We start from the raw sequence: 22,391 nt of genomic DNA, 5'->3' as shown, positions 1-22,391 counted from the left end.
TATTGGGTGCAATTGCATTTTAAAATTCATATTTAGAATCTAAGAAACCATTATAAATTTGCATTAATTTTTTGAGTAACCTTTAACGAGTTAATTGTACTAAAAACACCCTTAAATAGTGTCTAACTTTTTGGGGGCAGTTCAATATTGAAATACTGCTTTTGTTTTTATTCAATCTCATAAGCTGAACCTACTTGAATGAATTCTATTTTTTGATGATTTTTTTTAACCAAAATCACCACATAACTATTAAAATATTCCCAAAGCTTATAATCATTTAATTTAGGATTTTTGTTTTTGTCATAAAACGCTGAGGATTGTACAAAATCTTTAAGACAAAGAGCTGTTTTTTTATTTGTTTTTTGATTATCTAAATTTTTAACTTTTTGAAAGTAGAAACTACCATAATTGGAACCACTACCATCTTGAAGATAAAAATGATTTGGTATTTCAGCATGAGTTCTAATATACTTATTATCGTAATTAAAAAACAGGGTGTCTTTTGTTTTTTCTTGAGCCTTTAAAATGACAGAAGAAAATAGAGATATTAAAATAAGGGCAACTTTTTTCATTTTTCAAATTTTTCAAGAATAGTCTTCCTAAGAACCTTTCCATCCTCAGTATCGAAATCAGTTATGATTTGATTTAATCCCTTATACTCCTCACTAATGAAATACTTATCTTTTTCAGTATAAGCACATATATTTCGTGGATAGAGTAAATACACTAAATTCATTAAAACCTTATCAATCATAGTTATAGTATTAATATTATCTACAATCTCCCGCTGTGAAATAATTAGTTTTATAATTAGTAGCAGGTAAAATTTGCGCTTGGCAAGAAAATGAAATTGCGATAAAGAATGTTAGAATCAGTATTTTTTTCATAAGTTGAGTTTTATAATTATTAATCAACTTCAGTAATTATCGATATATAATAGAGGTTCATATTGGTATCTTTTGAGATTAAAATATATTACCTCAATTAATTGATTTGTTTTCTGACTAGATAATCAACAGAATAATATTTTTTTCCTTTATAAAAAAGGAAAAAAGTATGTTGTTTGTTAATATTATCATTCTTTAAAACCATCTCTAATTCTTTTCTACTAGTATTTGTTGTTAATTTTTTATTTCCTAAATAAGGACTAGAACTAAAAAAAACTTTCTTTTTATTTATTAATATTTTAAAACCTGATATTTCTTCTTTTCCTTTATGTACTCTGTAGATAACTTCATCTGTCGTAGTATCAAAACCAAAGACAATAATATCTTTTTTCTCCTGAGAAAAGGCACTCATGAAAAATAAAACGTTTAAGATTATGTATAATGTTTTCATTTTGTATGTGAATTAATTACAAGCTTTTCCTGCTTTAGAAAGCCATTGTTTATAAACGTCTGCTATTTTTTGCTTTTGAGTTTGACTTAATGCATTCCATGTAGTCGTTTCTTTTAATCCTTCCCATGCAATAGATTCGTATTCTTCTTGTGTTAAACTACTGTCGTATGCTTTTAAGTAAGAAACAATCGTCTCTCTGTAATGTGATGCCATTTGCTCATGTTGCATACCATTTACTCCAAATCTACTATAATAATCGTATAAACCAGGGTAATTATGTTCTGTTAACATTTGGTTTAGTTTAGTAACATCTATTTCTCCATTACTGGCTGATAAACTTAGCAATTTTCTAAACATTTCTGCATGAATCATCTCATGAATAAATGTTCTAGCCACATCTAATGATGGTCTCCCTAGATTGTTTGAATTAAAAGTTATGGAAATCATATAATTTTTAGGAGGACTTGTTTCAGCATTTATTTTGCTAGGTAAGGTTGAACTTGCCTCTAATTTTAAATTAGCTACAGAAAAGGTCCCATCAAATTTTTTCAGATAATTTTGAAAAACTACTGAACCTCCAAGCTTTGTATATACAGCCTTTAGACAGGGATTTTTATCAAAACTAGGATCTACAGTTACGGTTACTGGTGGATTTGAATCACTAGAACCACCACCACCACCACGAGGAGGATTTGTATATTCAGACGGATTAGTCACACCTCCATATGAGGGGCCACGCGGGATATAGGTCATAGGGGGAAACGATGGTGGTGATGATGGAGATTTAATTATAACTTCTCTAAGCGGTGTGCCAGGAAAACCACCACTACCACCAGTTGGTTCTTCTTCATCAGGACAATAATAACAAGGGTCGGCTATCATTTTTCCTTGTTCATTATTTATGGAAGAGAGTATTGATATATCATCTAACTAGTTTATATAAACGACTAGCTATATAAAAGATTAAAGAAAACAATAAAACAAATGTTGTTATTGGTGTATAAGTAAATGCGTAATAGGTATCTTTAATATTGATATCCAAACAATATTCAGTTGGATAGATGTAGCCATAAATCAATAATCCTATTCCTAAAATTAAAAGTGCGTAAATAAAGTATTTCATAATCTAGTATAGTATTCATCCAAAAAGAATGCGTTAAAAAAAGTAAACTCGCCAAACGGAATAAATCCTTTGCTAATTTGTGGGAGCTTGTAAGTTAGTAATTCTGATGGAAATTTTGTAATTCTAAGCTTTTTTTCAACTAATTTAATGATTTTATTAATTTCTGTGGCGTACAGAATTTCTAACTCTTCATTTTTATAAGGTCTTCCAATCCATTTTACTTGTTCTAAATCAACTAATGTATCAAGAACATAATATGTGAAATATGGACACAAAATGCTAATGTTTAAACAAATAGAATGAAGATGGCTTCCGTTCATTTTAGTTAGTTGAAAATTAAACGCTCTATCACCAGAGTTAAACAGAGTTACATCATGAAAATGCATCGTTAAATTTTTGTATTAAAATTTTACTCAAACAAAAAACCGTCCCAATAATAAAAGCTGCAACCACGAAAAAGAAATAACTTATTAGGTAGTAAGTATCATACAAATTAATGGTATAGAAATATTGGTAAAAGTAAAAATAGATAAACAACAAAATGCAGAGTGTAACAAAAATTAAATAATTTCTATTTAGTGTTTTCATATATTTTCATTATTAAAAAAAGCATTATACATTTTGAAATGTCCTAAATATATTCCTTGAAAACTAATATTATCTATGACAGAATGGATTAGTTCTTGTGGGAATTTTTGATATAGGAGTTTCTTTTCTACAATCGATTCTACATCTAAGCTTAAATCTTTCAATTTTCTAGTGTCCGTATTTGCCAGTTCAAGTTCATTTATTTTTAATTAAAAAAAAACAATAAATTTTTATGAAATACAAAAAAACCTGTCCAAATAAATGAACAAGTTTAAAAGATAACTTTGCCAAAACCTTAAGATTTTGGCAAAGTTATTTGTTTCTGTTTTTTCTCTTTATAAATTCTATAGAATAAAAAAATGTACCAAATAGATAAAACTAGTATGGCTGGGTAAAAGTAACTTACAATATAAAATGCATTAGAAATACAAAAATTGAAATTGTATTCTATAAAGTAGAAAAAAATCCACAATAAAGCCCCAATTGTAAGGAATATCAAAAAAATAACTTTCATGTTAAATATTATCATTCTATCTCAAAGCCTGATTCGACTTGAATATATTCTACTTTTTTATCAATATTTTTAACCAAAAACACAACGTAATTACTAAAAAAAACAGCAATCTTTTCATTATTCAATTTTTTCTTTTTATCATAAAAATCTGAAGAGCGTATAAACTTTTTAAGTGACAAAATCTTTTTAGGACTTAGATCACTTTTCACTTCTCCTTTTTTAAAGAAAAAAGACCCATTACTACCTCCACTACTATCATCTAAATAAAAATGACCTGGGATTTCAGTATACAAATTTATATACTTATTATCATACTTATTATCATACTTAAAATAGAGTGTATCTTTTGTTTTCTCTTGAGCATTTAAAATGACAGAAGAAAATAAAGCTATTAAAATAAAGACAACTATTTTCATTTTTTAAATTTTATGCATCACAAAATGCGTTGACACTCCTATATGTCTTATCATAATTAGCAATTATTCAATAGCATACATTGGTTCTACTTCAACATATTTCTTTTGCCCAAAAGCTTCCTCAACCAGGACTAAAACATAATTATTAAAATATCCATAAAGTTCATAATCATTTAATTTTACTTTTTTGTTATCATCATAAAACTTTGACGAACGTACAAATTTTTCTAGACTAAATATTTCTTTGGGTTTTAAACCATTTAATATTCTAATTGTTTCAAAATAAATCCCCCCATTAGTTGTATCATGCCCATCTTTAAGTAAAAAAGTTTTTGATTCATCTTTTGGTCGATACACGTAACTATTATCTAATTTAAAATAAAGAGTATCCTTTATTTTATTGTTAACAGCATTTTCTCCTTTACCAATTGGATAATAAGAATAATATTCTAAATATCTAGGTTGGATAAATTCATTCCCATTTACAAAGTATATTATGTACTTCTCAGTCAACGAATCTTTCAGCTTCCATTTGTCTACCATTTCGTTATGTTTTCCATCAAAATAGAACTTCCGATTTTCAATATACTTCTTTATTGATAGGATTTTTTTCGGCTTTAAATCTTTTGTTAAGAAACCATCCCCAACAAAAAATATATAACCATTTGTTTTAGTATGCTTCATCTGTTCCTTTTCAAATTCTATCCTTTCAGCGTAAATTTGCTTTGAAAGATTTGGAGTTATTGTGGGTGATATGGTATAATATTTATCTATATTAAAAAAAAGAGTGTCTTTTTTTCTTTCCTGTGCTTTTAGGCCAGAAATAGAAAAAAGTATTAATATAAAAAGTGAAATATATTTTTTCATAGTTGAGTGATTTTATAAGGCAATAACTTAAATTAGATTGAGATTCCAATACATTTTCCTAAATTCACAACCTTCTTTAATTGTTTTGTTGTGGACAAGGAACTAATTTACTTAAAAGTGGAACTCTACTGGCAAGCTTCTCTATTGCTGCTTTCTTATCAGCTGATAAATCTGTCCAAGCTTTTACGTTGTTATCTCTTAAACCTCCCCAAGCCAACGCCTCATAAAAAGCATCACTTGGTACCTCTCCATAATAATTAATGTATTTATTATAGTCATCAGTAAGCACATTTTTATGAAATTCTTTTAAAGCTTCTCTCATGCTATTTAGATACATTGAAGCAATAGTATTGTGTTGATTTCCATAAGCTTCGTATGTTGTTTTAAAATCCAACTTTTCTTGATTAGTCCCTGTTGTAGTGTTTAATTTTCTAAAAATATCTGCATGTATATATTCGTGCAAAATTGTTCTAGCAGCATCAAGTGCAGAATTTTCGTTTGTCTTGGCTATACTTATTTCTATAGTTATTGTTTTATTAATTGGAGGAAGTGTTCTACCATTAAGTTCTTTAGTTTTTGTTTCATCTGAAAACACTTTATCTTTAGAAACAATTTTAATATCGAATTCAGATTTACCAACAAAATTAGATAATATTTTTTGCACAAAAGAATTTCCGTTTTTATTTAATAAAGCATTCAGACACTTTGCTTTTTCCGTAAGTGCATCAATAATTTGCACAGGCGCTGTAACGCCTCCACCACTACTACCTCCGCCGCCACGAGGAGGATTTGTATATTCAGACGGATTAGTCACACCTCCATATGAGGGGCCACGCGGGATATAGGTCATAGGGGGAAACGATGGTGGTGATGATGGAGACGTAATTACAACATCTCTAAGTGGTGTACCAGGAAAACCACCACTACCACCTGTTGGTTCTTCTTCATCAGGGCAATAATAACAGGGGTCAGCTATCATTTTGCTTTGTTCATTGTTATTGGCTGATGATAACATTGCTATTAACCCTTCTTGAACAATTTTATTGTTCTCAAATTGAGCCGCTTTTATAAAACCATTTTTCAAATCCCAAGAGCTAATGTATCCATTAAAATCGCCACCATCTATTGATTGACTACTATTTTTTGAGTTTTTATCGGGAAATATCTCAAAGATTAATGCTTCATAATTATTTTCACTTGTCTTATAAAGATACAAATTTTGTTTCCAAATTTCTGATGAATTTCTTTTGCGTTCAACGATAGGAACAATAATGGTTTCAGTCCCATCTTCTGAGGTTGTTATTTTGGCTTGATTCCAATTGTATTCTAAATTTTGAAATAGATTAAAATTTGGGCTTTCAGCTTCGTACTTTTCAAACCAAGTTTGAACATCTAAGGTTTGATTTGATGCAGTTTCTTCAGTGCTACAGGAGCAAATAAAAATAAAAAGAACAAGAAAAGACCAGCTATATTTAAAAATCTAGAAATATTTTTTTTATGTTTATGATTTTGTGTTTGAAATATAAGATTTTTTTTATTTAATTAAATATAAATTTTATGTAAACAAGGGGTGTTATAAAAAGGTGTTTTTACATAATCGTAAGCAAGAGGGAACGACGTATTTGCGTTGTTTTATTTTTATTCCTTATTAATGGTTTTTAAAAATCTGAATATTCCCAATCCACCTCATATTTTATTAATTTCATATCCGTTTTTTCTAAAAGATAAATTTTAAAATATGGATGAACTTTAGTAATTGGAAAAGGATATGAGAATCCAGATTTTTTATAAATTTCAGTTTTTTTAATTTCATTTTTATAAAAAACAACCTCATTATCTCTAAGCTTAGTAGTCTTTTCTAATTTTATATTATTTAAAAATCTAACAGAAGATGTATCAACTTTATGTTTGTCTTTATCAAAGACAAATCTCTCTGATCCTATCTTAAAAATTTTTTTTCTACCTTCTTCTGTTTTTACATTACCCTCTTTTGGGATAAATAATACATACTTTAAAGGTTTTAAATATTTACCTCCTCCTTTATAGAAAGTAAAATAATCACTTTCTTTCTTTTGAGCATTTATTATGAAATTAATCGCTAATAGTATTATTAGACAAATCTTCTTTTTCATGATTATTTACAGTTTGAAGGCCCTTTATAAAAGTGCTCGTTAATTAATTTAGTAACTGATTCTTTTTCGATAGCTGATAAGTTATCCCAAGCAATAGACGTAACATTTTTCTCTAATTTCCCTAAGCCTACCCAGGCAATCTTTTCGTACGTTAAACGTGGCAATCTATTATTATCAAATTGTTGAATGATATCTGCAATGGCTCCTCTATAATGATTAGCCATCATTTCGTGATTCCAAGTAGCTTTGAATCTTTTGTAATAATAATCGTATAAACCAGGAAAATTGTCTTTTAAAGAATTCACATAGGCAATTTGTTGCTGAGTATTCATCGTCTGATCATCCAAGTTTCCATGTTGAGCAGCAGAAAGCATTTTTCTGTATATCTCGGCATGAATAATTTCGTGCGCAAACACTATTGCGTTTCCTAAATCGGATAAAGTTTCTAGTTTAGTGTTATCTAGCTGAATTTCTGTAACATAATTAACAGGTGGAATTGTAATCCCATAAACATTTGCATCTAGTTTATTATTAATTGTTAATTTTAAATCATTTAATGTAAATTCTCCATCAAATTTTTTAATTGCATTTTCAAACCCAGTACTAGAGCTTTTTAATTTTTCATAAATACATTTTGCTTTTCCTGTCAGTGCATCGATGATTTGTACAGGTGTTGGTGCTGTAACGCCTCCACCACTACTACCTCCGCCGCCACGAGGAGGATTTGTATATTCAGACGGATTAGTGACACCTCCATATGAGGGGCCACGCGGGATATAGGTCATAGGGGGAAACGATGGTGGTGATGATGGAGACGTAATTACAACATCTCTAAGCGGTATAGCAGGAGAACTACTACTTCCTCCTCCTCCTTTGGGCTCTTCTTCATCAAGACAAAGAGAACAAGGGTTGGCTACCATTTTGCTTTGTTCATTGTAACTGGCAGATGATACCATTGCTACTATTCCTTCTTGAACAACTTTATTGTTCTCAAATTGAGCCGCTTTTATAAAACCATTTTTCAAATCCCAAGAGCTAATGTATCCATTAAAATCGCCACCATCTATTGATTGACTACTATTTTTTGAGTTTTTATCGGGAAATATCTCAAAGATTAATGCTTCATAATTATTTTCACTTATCTTATAAAGATACAAATTTTGTTTCCAAATTTCTGATGAATTTCTTTTGCGTTCAACGATAGGAACAATAATGGTTTCAGTCCCATCTTCTGAGGTTGTTATTTTGGCTTGATTCCAATTGTATTCTAAATTTTGAAATAGATTAAAATTTGGGCTTTCAGCTTCATACTTTTTAAACCAAGTTTGAACATCTAAGGTTTGATTTAATGCAGTTTCTTCAGTGCTACAGGAGCAAATAAAAATAAAAAGAACAAGAAAAGACCAGCTATAATTTAAAAATCTAGAAATATTTTTTTTCATGTTTATGATTTCATGTTTGCAGTATAAGATTTTTTTTACTTAATTAAACATGAATTTTATGTAAACAAGGGGTATCATAAAAAAGTGTTTTACATAATCGTAAGCAAGAGGGAACGACACATTTGCGTCGTTTGATTTTTAAGTGCTGAAATTTAAGGTTTTGTATTTTTTTGGTTCTTGCTAGTAACATGCATAATTATTCTTAAAAAGGATAATTTATTAGCGCTAGGAGTTACTACTTTTTTCTTTGGTTTTAGGGTTTGGTTTTCTTTCAGTTGCATTTATTTATACATCACTATTTTAATGTTCTTATTTTTTTTCGACTATTTTATTTTACATTTAATGGAGAGCCCTCTTTTAGTTAACGAAAAAGCTAATTTATTTACAGATAAATATTATAAAACTAATGATTTATCAGATGCTGTTTTTAATTCTAAAACCTTTTCCATTATGCATTTTATTGCTTTTACATTAACCATAATGAGTCTTAATTATTTTTTTTCTTCGGTTTTATACAACAAAAATAAGTTGAATGAGGAAAGTATTTCAGGGATTAATATTATTGTAAAAATTATAAGTGGGATTTTAGTTTACTGGATTCTTTACGGATTAATTAAGATATTTTTATAATTCAAAATAAAGATCGTTTAAATGGACTGTCTGTACTAAAATAAAAACCGTAATCGCTTATTCAAAATTGATTACGGTTTAGCATTTGCTTTTTTTATCAAGAACATCTTTAATGTTTGTAATCTCTACTTACTAATTCAGAAATATTTAAAAATGAAAATTTTAGGTAAAAAACAAATGTTTAATTGTCTTTAATTTTATTGCTGTTTGCAAAATTTTTTAGCATTAACTAAATTGCTGTTGCAAATATACAGTGTTTTTTCTTACGTATAAAAATATTTAACATTTAATTGTAAGTTTATGTTTATTATTTTAAAATATAATGTCTTTTGTAGTTTTAAATGATTGTTAACTAGAATGTAATATTTGTAGATTAGTGGAACTATTTTAGGGTGATTTTTTTATTGATAGGAATGTTCTTTAGAAAGAGTTCTTGAAAAATAATAACATCAAGATTTTATTAAGAATTAGAAATTTATGGATTGTAAGGTTACTGAAGTGCTTATAATGAAATAGGGTTCAGCTTTTACTAAAGCTGAACCCTATTTTTAAGTATTTAAATGTTTTTTACTCTTCCTGCTGTTTGATAATCTGTTCATCAGGGCTATCAGTTCCTTTTAAATAGGTTGGAAGGTTTAATCCAGCCATATTAAATAAATCATTAAGAGGAGGAACGGTTTTCATCATTCCTGAAACGAAGTTTGCAGTAGATGAATTCCCATTCTCATTTTGTCCGCTACCAGAATCCCAAACAGTAATTTTGTCGATTTTAATGTTTTTAACAGCTTCAACCTGTATGCTTACTAATTCCGGAAGTTTCTCTAATAAAAGTAATTGGAATGCCTTACTTGGATCTCCACCAGCCGCAGCAACTACTTCTTTATATCCTTCAGCTTGTTTAGTTAAAATTTCAAAAAGCCCTTTTGCTTCGGCTTCCATTTTTGCAAAAATAGCATCTGCTTCTCCTTTTGCATTTTCTCTTATTGTTTCTGCAGCAGCTTGTGCTTCAATAATTGCTCTTTGCTTAGCTATTTCAGCTGGAACTACAATATTTGCAATTTGTGTAGAGCGTTCTCTTTCTGAACGTGCTAATTCGGCTATTTGTTCTGCTACGTATGATTCTTCTAGCGCTTTTGCTTGTTGTACCTTTTCTGCAGTAATTGCGATACGCAATGATTCTGCTTCTTTTTCTCTACGAAGTGCTTCAGAATTTGCAATAGCAATTCTTGCTTGATTTTCTCCCTCAATAGCAATTGCGTTTGCTTCGGATGTTTTTACTCTTGTATCTCTTTCGGCTTCTGCTTTACCAATTGTTTCGTCTTTTGCAGCAGTAGCAATACTGATTTCTCTATCTTTTTGTGTAATTGCAATTTTAACATCTCTATCTCTATGGGTTTCTGCAATTTGAGTGTCTTTTTCTCTGTCTGCAAGCGCCTTTCCTGTTTCTCCTATTTTTTCTTGTTCAGCAACACTAATTTTAGCTTCGTTAATTGCTTTTGCGGCAGCTTCTTTTCCTAATGCTTCAATATAACCTGATTCATCTTTAATGTCAGTAACGTTTACGTTGATTAATTTTAAACCAATCTTCTTTAATTCACTATCAACATTTTTCGAAATATTGTCAAGAAACTTATCACGATCAGAGTTGATCTCTTCGATTGTCATTGTAGCAATTACTAAACGTAATTGACCAAATAGAATATCTTTTGCTAATTCTTGAATTTGTTCAGATGATAATCCTAAAAGTCTTTCTGCCGCCGTATTCATGCTATCCGCTTCGGTAGAAATAGCAATTGTAAAACGACATGGAACATCAACTCTTATGTTCTGGCGACTTAATGCATTAGTTAAGTTCGCCTCGATTGATAAAGGCTTTAAATCTAAGAATGCATAATCTTGAATTACTGGCCAGATAAAAGCACCACCACCATGGATACATTTAGCAGATGTACCACCAGTTCTTCCGTAAATGACTAAAATTTTGTCAGATGGGCAACGTTTGTATCTTGATATTAAGGCGGAGATAGTTGCAAACAAAACTACGGCTGCAACGGCAATGATAATTATAGGCGTCATATTAATTGGGTTAAATTATTTCTACTATTAGAATGTTATCGTTTTCTATTCTTACTACTTTTACTGTCGAACCTGATGGTATTGTATTGTTTTCAGTCATTGCTTCTAATTCATGAAAAGAACCATTTACACTAATCATAATTTTACCTTTTCCTTTTTTGTTTTCTGGAATTGTTAGGTAAACTTCGGCAGTTTTGTTTAATGTATTTGTAATTTTAAAAGTATTGTCTTCCGTTAATTTTTGAAGCTGTTTAATAATAAGGAAAAACAAAACAACAAATATAATTCCAACTGCTAATGCTAGCACCACAAGTAAAATTCGATTGGAGATAGTTGAATAAAAAGAAATTCCTGTCCAGCTAAAACCTAGAAGAAAATTAATTAAGTTTCTTAAAGAAAATGGATGAAATGAGTTGTGGGAGTCAAATTCAAAATCCACTCCATCAAATGAGTCAATACCGATAAACGTCAAAATGGTCTGAATGGTAAAAATTAAACTTGTAGGTATGGCGATAAACCAAAATGCTCGGAGCAACGGGTCTAAATTTTCTAATATTTCCATAGATGTAAGTGCTTTTGGTTTTTATTAAATAGATAATAATTAGTATTTGCTATTTTTGGGGAAAGTAAAAAAAGTTTTACTAAATAGCAACCAAAATAAGATTTTAATATAGAAAGTTGTGTGTATATAGTATGATTACGATTACTAAAAAAGGAAGCTAAGGAGGGAGAATTGCTAATGGAATGGGGTAGCGTTTTTTGATGCTTGTTCCTTTATGAAAAGTATAATATTCATTTAATAAAAAAAGCACCTATATTTCTATAAGTGCTTGATTTTAAACGTGGAGAATATCGGATTCGAACCGATCACCTCTTGCCTGCCAGGCAAGCACTCTAGCCAAATGAGCTAATCCCCCGATTTGATAGCAAATAAAGTCATTTAATTACCAAAAAGCAAATTTCAAAAGGCATCACCTTAAAATAGTTACCAAAATTGTAACTTTACAATCAAATCTATTTTTTATGAGTTCAGAAAATCAATACGGTTCCCTTCATACCATAATACAAAATAATATAGCAACAGTTGCTTTTTATCATCCTGCGAGTAATTCTTTTCCTAGAATTTTGCTAAATAAACTAACTGCTGAAATTGACAGTTTGAGTAAAAATTCGGCTGTTACAGTAATCATTTTAAAAAGTGAGGGCAATGGTGCTTTTTGTGCTGGTGCTTCTTTTGATGAACTTCTGGCAGTTGAAAATGAAGAGCAAGGAGCAGCGTTCTTTTCTGGGTTTGCACATGTTATCAATGCCATGAGAAATTGTTCAAAATTAATTATTGGACGTATTCATGGTAAATCAGTTGGGGGAGGAGTTGGTATTGCCGCTGCTTGTGATTATGCTTTTGCTACACAAGAGAGTGCTGTGAAACTCTCCGAATTAGCGATCGGAATTGGACCTTTTGTTATTGAACCTGCTGTTTCTAAAAAGATTGGGAAAACGGCAATGGTAGAGCTGACACTTGCTGCTCACGAATGGAAATCGGCAACTTGGGCAAACCATAAAGGGCTTTTTGCAAAAGTATTGGAAAACGAAGTGGAATTGGACAAAGAATTGTCTCATTTTGCATTGAAATTGGCAAGTTACAATCCAGAAGCATTATTAGAAATGAAAAAAATTATCTGGCAAGGAACTGAAAATTGGGGCTCGTTACTTTTGGAACGCGCTCAGATTTCAGGTAAATTAGTTTTGTCAGATTTTACAAAATCTGCTTTATTACAATTTAAAAAATAATTAATATGAATGTTGTTTTATTCCTTCAGCAAGTAGATGTTGCAGAGAAAATGAAGACTGCTCCCGATGGTGCTTATCAAATTGGAGTAGTGATTGGTTCGTTTATTCCATTCGTTATTTTGGTTGGAGTAGCCTACTGGATGTATAACAGAGCTAAAAAAAGAGACAAAAACGGTTTTTAATTTAGTAAATTTGCAACCTAAAATACAACTCGATGAGTAATATCAGAATAACAAAACAATTTAGTTTCGAAACAGGGCACGCACTTTATGGTTATGATGGAAAATGTAAAAATGTTCACGGACATAGTTATAAGCTTTCTGTAACAGTTATTGGTTCGCCAATTACTGATCGTAATAACGTAAAGTACGGAATGGTAATTGATTTTTCGGATCTAAAGAAAATTATAAAAGAAGAAATCGTAGATCAGTTTGATCATGCTACGGTTTTTAATGAAACAACACCGCATATTGAATTAGCAAATGAACTAAAAAACCGTGGTCACCATGTTATTTTAGTTGATTATCAGCCTACAAGTGAGAATATGGTTGTTGATTTTTCTGCAAGAATTGTCAAAAGATTGCCAACAAATATTTCTCTTTTCTCTTTAAAACTTCAAGAAACAGAATCATCATTTGCAGAATGGTACGCAAGCGATAATTTGTAATCGAAATATATTTTCATGCAATTACCCAATAATAAAAAAGTTTATTTTGCTTCCGATCAACATTTTGGAGCACCTACACCTGAATTAAGTTTTCCTAGAGAACAAAAATTTGTTGCGTGGCTAGATGAGGTAAAAAAAGATGCTGAGGCTATTTTTTTATTAGGCGATCTATTCGATTTTTGGTTCGAATACAAAACGGTTGTTCCTAAGGGATTTATCCGAGTTTTAGGTAAACTAGCTGAAATTCGTGATAGCGGTATTCCTGTATATTTCTTTGTAGGGAATCATGATTTATGGATGAATGATTACTTTCAAACAGAACTTAATATTCCTGTTTATCATGATAATATGGAATTTACTTTTGGAGAAAAAACATTTCTTATAGGACATGGTGATGGAAAAGGTCCTGGTGATAAAGGGTATAAAAGAATGAAAAAAGTCTTTACAAATCCATTCTCAAAATGGATTTTTAGATGGCTTCATCCTGATATTGGTGTGAAATTAGCACAATATTTATCTGTAAAAAATAAGTTGATTTCTGGTGATGAAGATGTCAAATTTTTAGGTGAAGAAAATGAATGGTTGGTATTGTATGCCAAACGTAAATTGGAAACGAAACATTATAATTACTTCGTTTTTGGACACCGTCATTTGCCTATGATTCTTCCTGTAGGTCAAGATTCTAATTATGTAAATCTTGGCGATTGGATTGGATATTTCACTTACGGAGTTTTTGATGGAGAAACATTTGAACTCAAGAAATTCGAAAAATAAACACTTTTCATGATGTAAATATATTTTGGAACTACTCCAGATATATTTACATCATAGTAAGGTTTCTGCTAAAACGAAACGAGCTAGTTTTAGTTTAAACCAACCCCGTAAACATATTCTTCTAGTTGAATTTTAAATAAAGAACCCTTTACTAAATCTTCAATTGCCTTTAATTCTTCCATAGAAACAGCCAAATCTATCTGAGAACAAGGCGTTTTCAGTAAAAACTTATTGCATTTATTCTTTAAGGCACATTCATCACAACAGGCATTTGCCATTAAGCTATCCTCAATCAAATCATCAAAATCTTTTAATTCGGAAACAGAAAAGTAAAATCCAGTTTCTTTAAAAATCAATTGAATTTTGTCAAAAAGAGTTTCGTTATGGCTCTTCCAATAAAATGAAATTCCAAAGTCGTTATGATATATTTGTTCTATTTCTCTCATGGTCATCTATTATAGAAACAAATATAAATATTATTTATATCAATTCTAAATAAAAAAATCATAAAAAAGCTTAAATTTTGTTAACGAAATAAGTAAGCTAAATTTAGATAGTTAATCGATGTTCCTCTTTAACATGAACTTATACCGCTCATGTGATTTGAATAAAGTGGAAGCATTAGGTTTTAAGCCAGTTTTCTAGACTTTTAAGGAATTTTTTCTGTTGATCTACGAATAGATAATGAGAGCAGTTTTCTATAGCTACAAAATTTTGTTTCCCTACAATATTTTTTAAAGCATCAATTTCTGAAACAGAGAAAATGCCATCTTGATTTCCATATATAGCATAAATAGATAATCCTTTGGCTTTTAATTTTTTTAAAATAGACTTTGTGTCGATATTATTTTGCTTTTCGTTCTTATAAAATAAGAGCGGTGCGTTTTTATTTCTGATATTAGTTTTGTAAAAATCACTTATTTCATACTGATGGTATAATGCAATGGATTCTGTTGTTGGATTAGGTATTTTAAAGAAATTGTTTTTTCCAGCCAGTTCAAAACATTCTTTTCTATATTCGGTAGTACTTTTATCAAGTTTTTCTACCTGAGCAACCTTATCAAGCATAACCAAATCATTATTTTGAATGTAGATTTTTTTAACAGAATCTAAAATGTGATTGTATGTTTTTTGTTGAGAAAACAGTGCACCTGCAAGAATAAGCGCATTTATTTTTTCAGGATATTTTTCAGAATAAAGCGTAGCAACTAAGCCACCAAAGCTGTGTGCAAGTAACGTTGCTTTTTTTAAGTTGTATGTTTTATAAATAGTGTTTATATCCTTGAAGGCTTCATTATAAGTAAATGTTGCATTAGAATCTACAGATCTCCCTTCGCCACGACGGTCATAAACAATTACATAAAACCCTTTTTTAGAGAGTTCTTTGGCAGTGTTACTACCTTCAAAAAGAGTTGCGTTACCACTTGGTCCGCCATGAATAAATATAATTGGAGTGTCCTTCTTGTTTCCGTATGTTTTTATATAAAGCGTTTGACTACTTGCTAAAAATGTAAAAAATAGTAAACAGAATAAGAAAATATTTTTCATTTGTTAATTCATGTTTTGGTGGTCTTCCATATCTTTTTGCAAATCAAGATTTCTAAAAGTAGGAGATTTTATTCCGAAACCTAAAACGGTTAAAAGGGTCATACTTCCGCCAAAAACAACCGAGGTAACAGTTCCCATTAGTCTAGCAGTTAGGCCACTTTCAAAAGCTCCCAATTCATTAGAAGAACCTACAAACATTGAGTTAACAGCGGCTACACGACCACGCATATGATCTGGAGTTTTTAGTTGTAAAATAGTTTGTCGTATAACAACCGAAATACCATCGGCAACACCACTTAAAAATAAAGCTACAACCGAAAGCCAAAAAATGGTTGATACACCGAATACGATAATACAAAGTCCGAAAACAAAAATGGCAGTCAAAAGTTTCATTCCAGCTTTTCTATACAAAGGGACATAAGCTGAAATTAGCATTGTGATAAAAGCGCCTACAGCAGGAGCGGCTCGTAATATACCGAAACCTTCGGGGCCAACTTTTAAAATGTCTTGGGCAAATATGGGCAATAAGGCAACAGCTCCACCAAAAAGAACGGCAACCATATCCAGTGATAATACACCTAAGATGGTTTTGTTGTTAAATACAAATCGGATACCTTCTTTTAAACTTTCCATAACTGGCTCACCAATTTTAGGATTTAAAATAGGTTTTTTACTAATTTGAGATAATGCAATTAAAGCAAATAGAGAACAGGCAAAAACAGAACACATAGACCAATGAACTCCAATGTAGTTTATTGAGAATCCTGCAATAGCGGGGCCTAAAACGGAACCTACTTGCCAAACCGAGCTACTCCAAGTAGCAGCATTTGGATATAGTTTTTTAGGAACAATTAATGATAAAAAAGAGAATATTGTAGGGCCTAGAAAAGCTCTTACCAATCCGCCTAAGAAAACTAAAAAGTAAATAGAGTACAAAATGGTGTCTTTAGAAAAATCACCTACTACTTTTGGCCACGTCAATAAAAATAAGCCAAAACTAATTACTGAAAAGCCTAGAATGCATTTTACTAATAGTCCCTTTTTTTCCTTCTGATCTACAATATGACCTGCAAATAAAGCCATTGAAACTGCTGGAATTACTTCCATTAAGCCAATAATTCCTAATGAAAGGGGATTTTTGGTTAAGCTATATACTTCCCACTCGATAACGATAAATTGCATTGACCATGCAAAAACCATGGCAAAACGTAATACTAAAAAAACATTAAACTCTTTGTAGCGTAACGCTGCATATGGATCGTTTTTTTTGATTTTATCTGTCATCTTACTGGATGTCTTTTAACATTAGCTGCGTAGAAATTGTACCATTCCATTCGTTTTCAGAGAAGCTATAAACAGCTTGAAATGGTTTTTGATGTGTTGTTATGTCTAATTTTTTGCCTAAGCCAAATCCAATAGCTGCGATTCCTTCGGAGTTGTTTTGCTTTACAAAAACTTTAAGGTGGTCTTCATCTGCTCCCATTGCTTTGGCGTAACCAGTATCTTTTATGTTTTTGGTCATAAAAACAGGAGTCATATTGAGCGGGCCAAAAGGTTCAAATTGTTTTAAAATTCGAATTAATTTCGGAGTAATATCCGTGAAGTTAATTTCGGCATCAATTTCAATTTCGGGAGTTAACATTTCGGGTAGAATAGTTTTTTCTACTTGTTTCTCAAAGGCCTCTTTAAACGAAGGATAATTTTCTTCTTTCAAAGTCATTCCTGCTGCATACATATGTCCTCCAAATTGCTCTAAATGTGAAGAGCAAGCATCAAGTGCATTATATACATCAAAGCCTTTTACAGAACGAGCCGAAGCAGCATATTTATCACCACTTTTTGTAAAAACAAGAGTCGGACGATAATAGGTTTCGATTAATCTAGAAGCCACAATACCAATAACTCCTTTGTGCCAATCTTCTTGAAAAACGACAGTTGAAAATCGGTTTTGTTCTTGATTTTTTTCAATTTGTTGAAAAGCCTCTTTGGTAATTTGTTTATCCAGATCTTTTCGATCGGCATTGTATTTTTCTATTTCTGATGCAAATTGTTGCGCTTGTTCAAAGTTGAATTCGGTTAACAATTCTACAGCATGATTACCATGTTTAATGCGCCCCGCTGCATTAATTCTTGGCGCTATGATAAAAACAACATCAGTAATATCAAGTGTTTTTTTCTTTACTTGGTGAACCAACGCTTTGATTCCAGGTCTTGGATTGCTATTGATAACTTGTAAGCCATAATAAGCCAAAACTCTGTTTTCGCCAGTCATAGGTACAATATCCGCAGCAATTGCAGTTGCAACCAGATCTAAGTATGGAGTTAAATCTTCAATAGTTTCATTGCGATTTGTTCCCAGTGCCTGAATTAATTTAAAACCTACACCGCAACCGCATAACTCATCATAAGGATAAAAACAATCCTCTCTTTTTGGGTCTAAAACGGCAACTGCATCAGGAAGAGTGTCACCAGGGCGGTGGTGATCACAAATAATAAAATCGATATTTCGTTCTTTTGCGTAAGCGACATGATCAATAGATTTTATACCACAATCTAGTGCAATAATGAGCGAGAATCCATTATCATCGGCAAAATCAATTCCCATAAATGAAACTCCGTATCCTTCGGCATAACGATCTGGAATGTAAGTTGCGACATTTGGATAATGTGATTTTAAGTACGAAGAAACTAATGAAACAGCAGTTGTACCATCGACATCATAATCACCAAATACAAGAATATTTTCTTGATTAGCAATTGCTTGTTCGATTCGGGAAACAGCCTTGTCCATATCTTTCATCAGATAGGGATCGTGTAAATGCTCTAATGAAGGGCGAAAGAAATTCTTGGCATCTTCAAAAGTTTCAATGCCACGTTGGATTAAAAGTGTTGCTACAAAGTCTTCAACATTTAAGGCTTGTGCCAAATGGTTGATTTTTTCTTCAGAAGGTTTTGATTTTAATGTCCAACGCATTTTAATCTTATATTTTAGAATGGTGATTATAGATTTCTGAAAATCAAAAATCATATTTTGTCAAATCGAGCGGAGTCGAGATTCCTACTTTTTTGAAAAGACTTTTTTAATTTTTAATGCCGCAGATTAAATAATTTTTTAAACTGTAAAATCTGTGACACAAATATTTGGTTTTAACTTTGTCAAGCTGAAGGTTCCGAAGCCTCGGGAGAGATTCTTTTCGGGGTTTCGACTCCGCTCAACCTGACAGTAAAATAATTTATTTCTGTTCCAAAGCTTCACCTTCAAACTTAATTCCATCCCAACCAGTGTTAATGAAATTACGAATGTTTTGGTGGTTTGTTCCATTTGGATCTCCTAAAACTTCTTCGAAGTAATAAGCACCGAAACAAGCTAAAGTTTCTTCTTGAGTAAGGTTTTGTGCTTTCGCGAAAGCAAATAATTTACAAGAACCTGAGTTTTCACCTGCTGCATTATGTTGGGTTCCGTTTTGGAAGGCAGTTGGAGTAAACGTGTAATTTTCTTCGATTACTGCAATAGTTTCAGGAAAAGCTATTGATTTTGGATTCTGTTTTAGTTTTTCTAAAAAGGCTTGTGTTGACATAGTTTAAGCTTTATTGACACCTGCTTTGCAGATGATTTTTTTTGCCACAGATTAAATGATTTTTTGAAAATGTAAATTATTCACTTTTTAATCTGTGATAGCAATAAATATTAGTTCTCTTCTTCTTCTTCTTCTTTTTCATCCTTAGAAAATTTACTTTTCTTAGGTTCTTTAATTATTGTTTTTCCGGCAACGACTACGACAATTTCTCCGCGAGGTGCTGTTTTTTCAAAATGGGCTAATACTTCTTGAGCAGTTCCTCGAACGTTTTCTTCGTGTAATTTTGATAACTCTCTGCATACACAAACTTGTCTGTCTTCACCAAAATAAGTGATGAATTCAGCCAATGTTTTTACTAATTTATGCGGAGATACATATAGAATCATTGTTCTGGTTTCTTCTGCAAGAGCCAAATAACGCGTTTGTCTTCCTTTCTTATCAGGTAAGAAACCTTCAAAAACAAATTTGTCATTTGGTAATCCACTATTGACTAAAGCGGGAACGAAAGCTGTTGCACCAGGTAAACATTCTACCTCAATTTTATTTTCAACACAAGCACGTGTAAGTAAAAAACCGGGATCTGATATTGCAGGAGTTCCCGCATCCGAAATCAAAGCAATGGTTTCTCCCGCTTTTAATCTTGAGATTAAATTCTCGGTAGTCTTGTGCTCGTTATGCATATGATGGCTGTACATATGTGTACCAATCTCAAAATGTTTTAAGAGTTTGCCACTTGTACGAGTGTCTTCGGCCAAAATTAAATCTACTTCTTTAAGAATACGAATGGCTCGAAAAGTCATGTCTTCTAGGTTGCCAATAGGCGTGGGAACAATATATAATTTAGACATACGTAATCGGTATTCGGTTGTGATAAAATTTTTAAACTATAATTTATGAGAATTTCTTCTCGATAATATCTGTAAAACGTTGTGCATATTCGTCTTTTCCATCCCAGTTGTTATAATCTGGTTTCACCATGCTTTCAAGAAAATCATTGGCTTCATCAAAGCTATCAAATGTGATTAATTGGTTTAAAACACGATTGTAATCTTCTGGACTGTTTCCAAAAAGATGTTTTGTAAATGCAATACGGTCGTTAAGATCAATATGAAATCCTTTAGAAAGTTTTTCGTTTAAAGAAACAGGCTTAGATTCTTCTAGAACAGCTGTTGTTGCTGTAACTACTTCTTTCTTCTTTTCTTTAAATTCTGTAGGAGCAGGAGGAGTTGGAGCAGAAGGTACTGCTTCAAAACTATCTACTTTTACAAACTGTGCGTTGCTATAATCAATACCCATTAAATCTTCAAACGAAATATGAACAACATCCGATTTCTCTGGAGTTTCCTCTTTTGTATCTGGAGTAAAATCGAATGAAGGAGTGAAGTTAACAATTGGAGCTTCAGCAACAACTTCTGCCACTTTTTCTTCTCTAATTGGTTCGTCAAAAATATTTTTTTCAGAAGTTTCTTCAACTATTTCTTCAATTATTTCCTCAGGTTTGTTTTCAATTTCTTCATTTACAATTGGCTCAGAGATCTCTTGAATAGTTTCGTGAGTTTCTTCAGCTATTTCTGAAATAATTTCTTCCGTTTTACTTTCGATTACCTCATTTTCAATTGGCTCAAGAGTCTCTTGTATAGGTTCTGGAATTTCTAGAACTGTTGCTGCAATTATTTCTCCAGTCTTGCTTTCGATTACTTCAGTTACAATTGGTTCAGGAGTTTCTTCGATAGGAGTTTCAGGAACTTCGTTTACAATTACTTCCTCTTCTGCAATTGGTTCTTCAATTACAATAGCTTTTTCGGGTTGAATTACTTCTTCCTTTTCAAATGCAGTTTCAATTGTAGCATCTATTTGGCCACGACCAATAGTTGGTTTAGTTTCTTCAAAATTTTCATCAATAAACTTTAAAACCGCTAATTTTTCATATAATTTCTGCGTTTCAAGATATAATTGATTGATATCGGACTTGTTTTTAATTTTTAAGATTCGATGTGCAATGCTGATTAAATCGGCTTCCAATTTTTTTTTCATAACGTTTGAAAATTACAATGTGTTAGGCATATTTATTAATGTGTATTCTTTTGGGTAAAATCAAAAAATGAAAGAAACATTGTGCAATATTCTTTTTATTTATTTAAATAAGTGCTCTTGAATCTTCGATTTGATAAAAATTTTCTACTTTTGAAAAACGTAAAAAGTATTGAGTTTTTATGTTGATTTATTACTTGCACAAAGTAATGAAAACTATTCATTTTTAAAGGTAGAAAAATACAAAATGTTTCTCGAAAATACAGTAAATCACAAAGAACAGTTTGGTTGGATTGAAGTTATTTGTGGGTCAATGTTTTCGGGTAAAACCGAAGAGTTAATCCGCAGATTAAAACGCGCTCAATTTGCTAAGCAAAAAATCGAAATTTTTAAACCGTCTATTGATACGCGCTATCATGAAGAAATGGTTGTGTCGCATGATTCTAACGAAATCCGTTCGACACCAGTTCCTGCAGCGGCCAATATCGCTATCCTTGCACAAGGTTGCGACGTTATTGGTATAGACGAAGCTCAATTTTTTGATGACGAAATTATTACGGTATGTAATGATCTTGCCAATCAGGGAATTCGTGTAATTGTTGCAGGATTAGATATGGATTTTAAAGGAAATCCGTTTGGACCAATGCCAGGACTTATGGCAACGGCAGAATATGTAACCAAAGTACATGCGGTTTGTACAAGAACAGGAAATCTAGCTAATTATAGTTTCCGTAAGACAGATAATGATAAATTGGTTATGCTTGGTGAAACCGAAGAATATGAGCCGTTAAGTCGTGCGGCATATTACAATGCAATGAAAAAAAATCAGGAAAAATAGATTGTTTTCTTCTGATAATTCTGAGATAATATTTAAAA

Annotated in this window: 25 protein-coding genes and 1 tRNA gene; 6 read left to right on the top strand and 20 right to left on the bottom strand. The window is 31.4% G+C overall.

The genetic code is table 11. The features are described from left to right. Positions 1-167: 167 nt before the first annotated feature. From QWY99_RS18655 to QWY99_RS18610, 10 genes are all read right to left on the bottom strand, one after another. A complete protein-coding gene (locus tag QWY99_RS18655; RefSeq protein WP_290267222.1) occupies positions 168-572 on the bottom strand; it encodes a hypothetical protein in 405 nt (134 codons plus the stop codon). A 412-nt stretch (positions 573-984) separates the two neighbouring features. Then, on the bottom strand, positions 985-1,338 hold the full coding sequence (locus QWY99_RS18650) for a hypothetical protein (protein WP_039117922.1): 354 nt from the start codon (positions 1,336-1,338) through the stop codon (positions 985-987). Positions 1,339-1,350: 12 nt separating this feature from the next. Next, entirely contained in the window at positions 1,351-2,220 is an 870-nt protein-coding gene (locus QWY99_RS18645) for a hypothetical protein (protein ID WP_290267221.1), read from the bottom strand. Between the two features lie 40 nt (positions 2,221-2,260). After that, positions 2,261-2,461, bottom strand: a complete 201-nt coding sequence (locus tag QWY99_RS18640) for a hypothetical protein (protein WP_290267220.1) — start codon at positions 2,459-2,461, stop codon at positions 2,261-2,263. Then, on the bottom strand, positions 2,458-2,847 hold the full coding sequence (locus QWY99_RS18635; protein ID WP_290267219.1) for a hypothetical protein: 390 nt from the start codon (positions 2,845-2,847) through the stop codon (positions 2,458-2,460). Before QWY99_RS18635 ends, QWY99_RS18640 begins: the two co-directional genes overlap by 4 nt. 727 nt (positions 2,848-3,574) lie before the next feature. After that, the gene (locus QWY99_RS18630) at positions 3,575-3,979 is read right to left on the bottom strand and encodes a hypothetical protein (protein ID WP_290267218.1); all 405 of its coding nucleotides are present in this window, start codon (positions 3,977-3,979) and stop codon (positions 3,575-3,577) included. A 63-nt stretch (positions 3,980-4,042) separates the two neighbouring features. Continuing rightward, on the bottom strand, positions 4,043-4,846 hold the full coding sequence (locus QWY99_RS18625; RefSeq protein WP_290267217.1) for a hypothetical protein: 804 nt from the start codon (positions 4,844-4,846) through the stop codon (positions 4,043-4,045). A 76-nt stretch (positions 4,847-4,922) separates the two neighbouring features. Next, a complete protein-coding gene (locus QWY99_RS18620; protein ID WP_290267216.1) occupies positions 4,923-6,062 on the bottom strand; it encodes a hypothetical protein in 1,140 nt (379 codons plus the stop codon). Positions 6,063-6,504: 442 nt separating this feature from the next. Beyond that, on the bottom strand, positions 6,505-6,978 hold the full coding sequence (locus QWY99_RS18615) for a hypothetical protein (RefSeq protein ID WP_290267215.1): 474 nt from the start codon (positions 6,976-6,978) through the stop codon (positions 6,505-6,507). Positions 6,979-6,980: 2 nt separating this feature from the next. Next, entirely contained in the window at positions 6,981-8,420 is a 1,440-nt protein-coding gene (locus tag QWY99_RS18610) for a hypothetical protein (RefSeq protein WP_290267214.1), read from the bottom strand. A 342-nt stretch (positions 8,421-8,762) separates the two neighbouring features. Between QWY99_RS18610 and QWY99_RS18605 the strand changes: the two genes are divergently transcribed. Continuing rightward, the gene (locus QWY99_RS18605) at positions 8,763-9,050 is read left to right on the top strand and encodes a hypothetical protein (protein WP_290267213.1); all 288 of its coding nucleotides are present in this window, start codon (positions 8,763-8,765) and stop codon (positions 9,048-9,050) included. 567 nt (positions 9,051-9,617) lie between these two features. Here the strand turns inward: QWY99_RS18605 and QWY99_RS18600 are convergent. The 3 genes from QWY99_RS18600 to QWY99_RS18590 form a co-directional block, all read right to left on the bottom strand. Then, complete coding sequence (locus QWY99_RS18600) at positions 9,618-11,126, bottom strand: flotillin family protein (protein ID WP_290267212.1); 1,509 nt, start codon at positions 11,124-11,126, stop codon at positions 9,618-9,620. A gap of 10 nt (positions 11,127-11,136) precedes the next feature. Then, on the bottom strand, positions 11,137-11,688 hold the full coding sequence (locus tag QWY99_RS18595) for an NfeD family protein (RefSeq protein ID WP_290267211.1): 552 nt from the start codon (positions 11,686-11,688) through the stop codon (positions 11,137-11,139). A gap of 281 nt (positions 11,689-11,969) precedes the next feature. Beyond that, positions 11,970-12,043: transfer RNA gene (locus tag QWY99_RS18590), tRNA-Ala, on the bottom strand. 106 nt (positions 12,044-12,149) lie between these two features. On the opposite strand from QWY99_RS18590, the gene QWY99_RS18585 reads away from it, so the two are divergent. Genes QWY99_RS18585 through QWY99_RS18570 form a run of 4 tightly spaced genes read left to right on the top strand, consistent with a single transcriptional unit; the run spans position 12,150 to position 14,358 of the window. Continuing rightward, positions 12,150-12,917 carry an enoyl-CoA hydratase/isomerase family protein gene (locus QWY99_RS18585; protein ID WP_290267210.1) on the top strand — a complete coding sequence of 256 codons (768 nt, stop codon included), beginning with the start codon at positions 12,150-12,152 and terminating at the stop codon, positions 12,915-12,917. A gap of 5 nt (positions 12,918-12,922) precedes the next feature. Beyond that, positions 12,923-13,099 (top strand): hypothetical protein, encoded by a 177-nt coding sequence (locus tag QWY99_RS18580; RefSeq protein ID WP_290267208.1) that lies wholly within the window; start codon positions 12,923-12,925, stop codon positions 13,097-13,099. A gap of 32 nt (positions 13,100-13,131) precedes the next feature. Beyond that, positions 13,132-13,584: a 6-pyruvoyl trahydropterin synthase family protein gene (locus tag QWY99_RS18575; RefSeq protein ID WP_290267207.1), complete on the top strand. Its 453-nt coding sequence runs from the start codon at positions 13,132-13,134 to the stop codon at positions 13,582-13,584. A gap of 15 nt (positions 13,585-13,599) precedes the next feature. Continuing rightward, on the top strand, positions 13,600-14,358 hold the full coding sequence (locus QWY99_RS18570; RefSeq protein WP_290267206.1) for a UDP-2,3-diacylglucosamine diphosphatase: 759 nt from the start codon (positions 13,600-13,602) through the stop codon (positions 14,356-14,358). A gap of 89 nt (positions 14,359-14,447) precedes the next feature. Here the strand turns inward: QWY99_RS18570 and QWY99_RS18565 are convergent, their stop codons facing one another. From QWY99_RS18565 to QWY99_RS18535, 7 genes are all read right to left on the bottom strand, one after another. Continuing rightward, positions 14,448-14,804: a PH domain-containing protein gene (locus tag QWY99_RS18565; protein ID WP_290267205.1), complete on the bottom strand. Its 357-nt coding sequence runs from the start codon at positions 14,802-14,804 to the stop codon at positions 14,448-14,450. A 175-nt stretch (positions 14,805-14,979) separates the two neighbouring features. Next, positions 14,980-15,906: an alpha/beta hydrolase gene (locus QWY99_RS18560; protein WP_290267204.1), complete on the bottom strand. Its 927-nt coding sequence runs from the start codon at positions 15,904-15,906 to the stop codon at positions 14,980-14,982. Positions 15,907-15,909: 3 nt separating this feature from the next. Continuing rightward, positions 15,910-17,190, bottom strand: a complete 1,281-nt coding sequence (locus tag QWY99_RS18555; RefSeq protein WP_290267203.1) for an MFS transporter — start codon at positions 17,188-17,190, stop codon at positions 15,910-15,912. Between the two features lies 1 nt (position 17,191). Then, a complete protein-coding gene (recJ, locus tag QWY99_RS18550) occupies positions 17,192-18,880 on the bottom strand; it encodes a single-stranded-DNA-specific exonuclease RecJ (RefSeq protein ID WP_290268258.1) in 1,689 nt (562 codons plus the stop codon). A gap of 259 nt (positions 18,881-19,139) precedes the next feature. After that, the gene (locus QWY99_RS18545) at positions 19,140-19,484 is read right to left on the bottom strand and encodes a HopJ type III effector protein (protein ID WP_290267202.1); all 345 of its coding nucleotides are present in this window, start codon (positions 19,482-19,484) and stop codon (positions 19,140-19,142) included. A gap of 110 nt (positions 19,485-19,594) precedes the next feature. Further along, positions 19,595-20,332: a 16S rRNA (cytidine(1402)-2'-O)-methyltransferase gene (gene rsmI / locus QWY99_RS18540; RefSeq protein ID WP_290267201.1), complete on the bottom strand. Its 738-nt coding sequence runs from the start codon at positions 20,330-20,332 to the stop codon at positions 19,595-19,597. A gap of 43 nt (positions 20,333-20,375) precedes the next feature. Continuing rightward, positions 20,376-21,518 (bottom strand): DUF8457 domain-containing protein, encoded by a 1,143-nt coding sequence (locus QWY99_RS18535; protein WP_290267200.1) that lies wholly within the window; start codon positions 21,516-21,518, stop codon positions 20,376-20,378. A gap of 244 nt (positions 21,519-21,762) precedes the next feature. Here QWY99_RS18535 and QWY99_RS18530 point away from each other — a divergent pair, with 244 nt between their 5' ends. Then, positions 21,763-22,353, top strand: coding sequence for a thymidine kinase (locus tag QWY99_RS18530; protein WP_290268256.1), 591 nt, complete (start codon positions 21,763-21,765; stop codon positions 22,351-22,353). Positions 22,354-22,391: the final 38 nt, after the last annotated feature.

The organism is Flavobacterium branchiarum (genome assembly GCF_030409845.1).
Classification (GTDB): domain Bacteria; phylum Bacteroidota; class Bacteroidia; order Flavobacteriales; family Flavobacteriaceae; genus Flavobacterium; species Flavobacterium branchiarum.
This window is presented reverse-complemented; position numbering and strand designations above follow the sequence as displayed.

What these genes read in the sequence shown, in the direction of transcription:
- QWY99_RS18600 (WP_290267212.1), bottom strand. Translation starts at nt 11,126, where the DNA reads ATGACGCCTATAATTATCATTGCCGTTGCAGCCGTAGTTTTGTTTGCA.
- QWY99_RS18545 (WP_290267202.1), bottom strand. Translation starts at nt 19,484, where the DNA reads ATGTCAACACAAGCCTTTTTAGAAAAACTAAAACAGAATCCAAAATCA.
- QWY99_RS18625 (WP_290267217.1), bottom strand. Translation starts at nt 4,846, where the DNA reads ATGAAAAAATATATTTCACTTTTTATATTAATACTTTTTTCTATTTCT.
- recJ (WP_290268258.1), bottom strand. Translation starts at nt 18,880, where the DNA reads ATGCGTTGGACATTAAAATCAAAACCTTCTGAAGAAAAAATCAACCAT.
- QWY99_RS18535 (WP_290267200.1), bottom strand. Translation starts at nt 21,518, where the DNA reads ATGAAAAAAAAATTGGAAGCCGATTTAATCAGCATTGCACATCGAATC.
- QWY99_RS18615 (WP_290267215.1), bottom strand. Translation starts at nt 6,978, where the DNA reads ATGAAAAAGAAGATTTGTCTAATAATACTATTAGCGATTAATTTCATA.
- QWY99_RS18570 (WP_290267206.1), top strand. Translation starts at nt 13,600, where the DNA reads ATGCAATTACCCAATAATAAAAAAGTTTATTTTGCTTCCGATCAACAT.
- QWY99_RS18655 (WP_290267222.1), bottom strand. Translation starts at nt 572, where the DNA reads ATGAAAAAAGTTGCCCTTATTTTAATATCTCTATTTTCTTCTGTCATT.
- QWY99_RS18635 (WP_290267219.1), bottom strand. Translation starts at nt 2,847, where the DNA reads ATGCATTTTCATGATGTAACTCTGTTTAACTCTGGTGATAGAGCGTTT.
- rsmI (WP_290267201.1), bottom strand. Translation starts at nt 20,332, where the DNA reads ATGTCTAAATTATATATTGTTCCCACGCCTATTGGCAACCTAGAAGAC.
- QWY99_RS18580 (WP_290267208.1), top strand. Translation starts at nt 12,923, where the DNA reads ATGAATGTTGTTTTATTCCTTCAGCAAGTAGATGTTGCAGAGAAAATG.
- QWY99_RS18585 (WP_290267210.1), top strand. Translation starts at nt 12,150, where the DNA reads ATGAGTTCAGAAAATCAATACGGTTCCCTTCATACCATAATACAAAAT.
- QWY99_RS18555 (WP_290267203.1), bottom strand. Translation starts at nt 17,190, where the DNA reads ATGACAGATAAAATCAAAAAAAACGATCCATATGCAGCGTTACGCTAC.
- QWY99_RS18565 (WP_290267205.1), bottom strand. Translation starts at nt 14,804, where the DNA reads ATGAGAGAAATAGAACAAATATATCATAACGACTTTGGAATTTCATTT.
- QWY99_RS18645 (WP_290267221.1), bottom strand. Translation starts at nt 2,220, where the DNA reads ATGATAGCCGACCCTTGTTATTATTGTCCTGATGAAGAAGAACCAACT.
- QWY99_RS18595 (WP_290267211.1), bottom strand. Translation starts at nt 11,688, where the DNA reads ATGGAAATATTAGAAAATTTAGACCCGTTGCTCCGAGCATTTTGGTTT.
- QWY99_RS18560 (WP_290267204.1), bottom strand. Translation starts at nt 15,906, where the DNA reads ATGAAAAATATTTTCTTATTCTGTTTACTATTTTTTACATTTTTAGCA.
- QWY99_RS18630 (WP_290267218.1), bottom strand. Translation starts at nt 3,979, where the DNA reads ATGAAAATAGTTGTCTTTATTTTAATAGCTTTATTTTCTTCTGTCATT.
- QWY99_RS18605 (WP_290267213.1), top strand. Translation starts at nt 8,763, where the DNA reads ATGGAGAGCCCTCTTTTAGTTAACGAAAAAGCTAATTTATTTACAGAT.
- QWY99_RS18610 (WP_290267214.1), bottom strand. Translation starts at nt 8,420, where the DNA reads ATGAAAAAAAATATTTCTAGATTTTTAAATTATAGCTGGTCTTTTCTT.
- QWY99_RS18640 (WP_290267220.1), bottom strand. Translation starts at nt 2,461, where the DNA reads ATGAAATACTTTATTTACGCACTTTTAATTTTAGGAATAGGATTATTG.
- QWY99_RS18650 (WP_039117922.1), bottom strand. Translation starts at nt 1,338, where the DNA reads ATGAAAACATTATACATAATCTTAAACGTTTTATTTTTCATGAGTGCC.
- QWY99_RS18575 (WP_290267207.1), top strand. Translation starts at nt 13,132, where the DNA reads ATGAGTAATATCAGAATAACAAAACAATTTAGTTTCGAAACAGGGCAC.
- QWY99_RS18530 (WP_290268256.1), top strand. Translation starts at nt 21,763, where the DNA reads ATGTTTCTCGAAAATACAGTAAATCACAAAGAACAGTTTGGTTGGATT.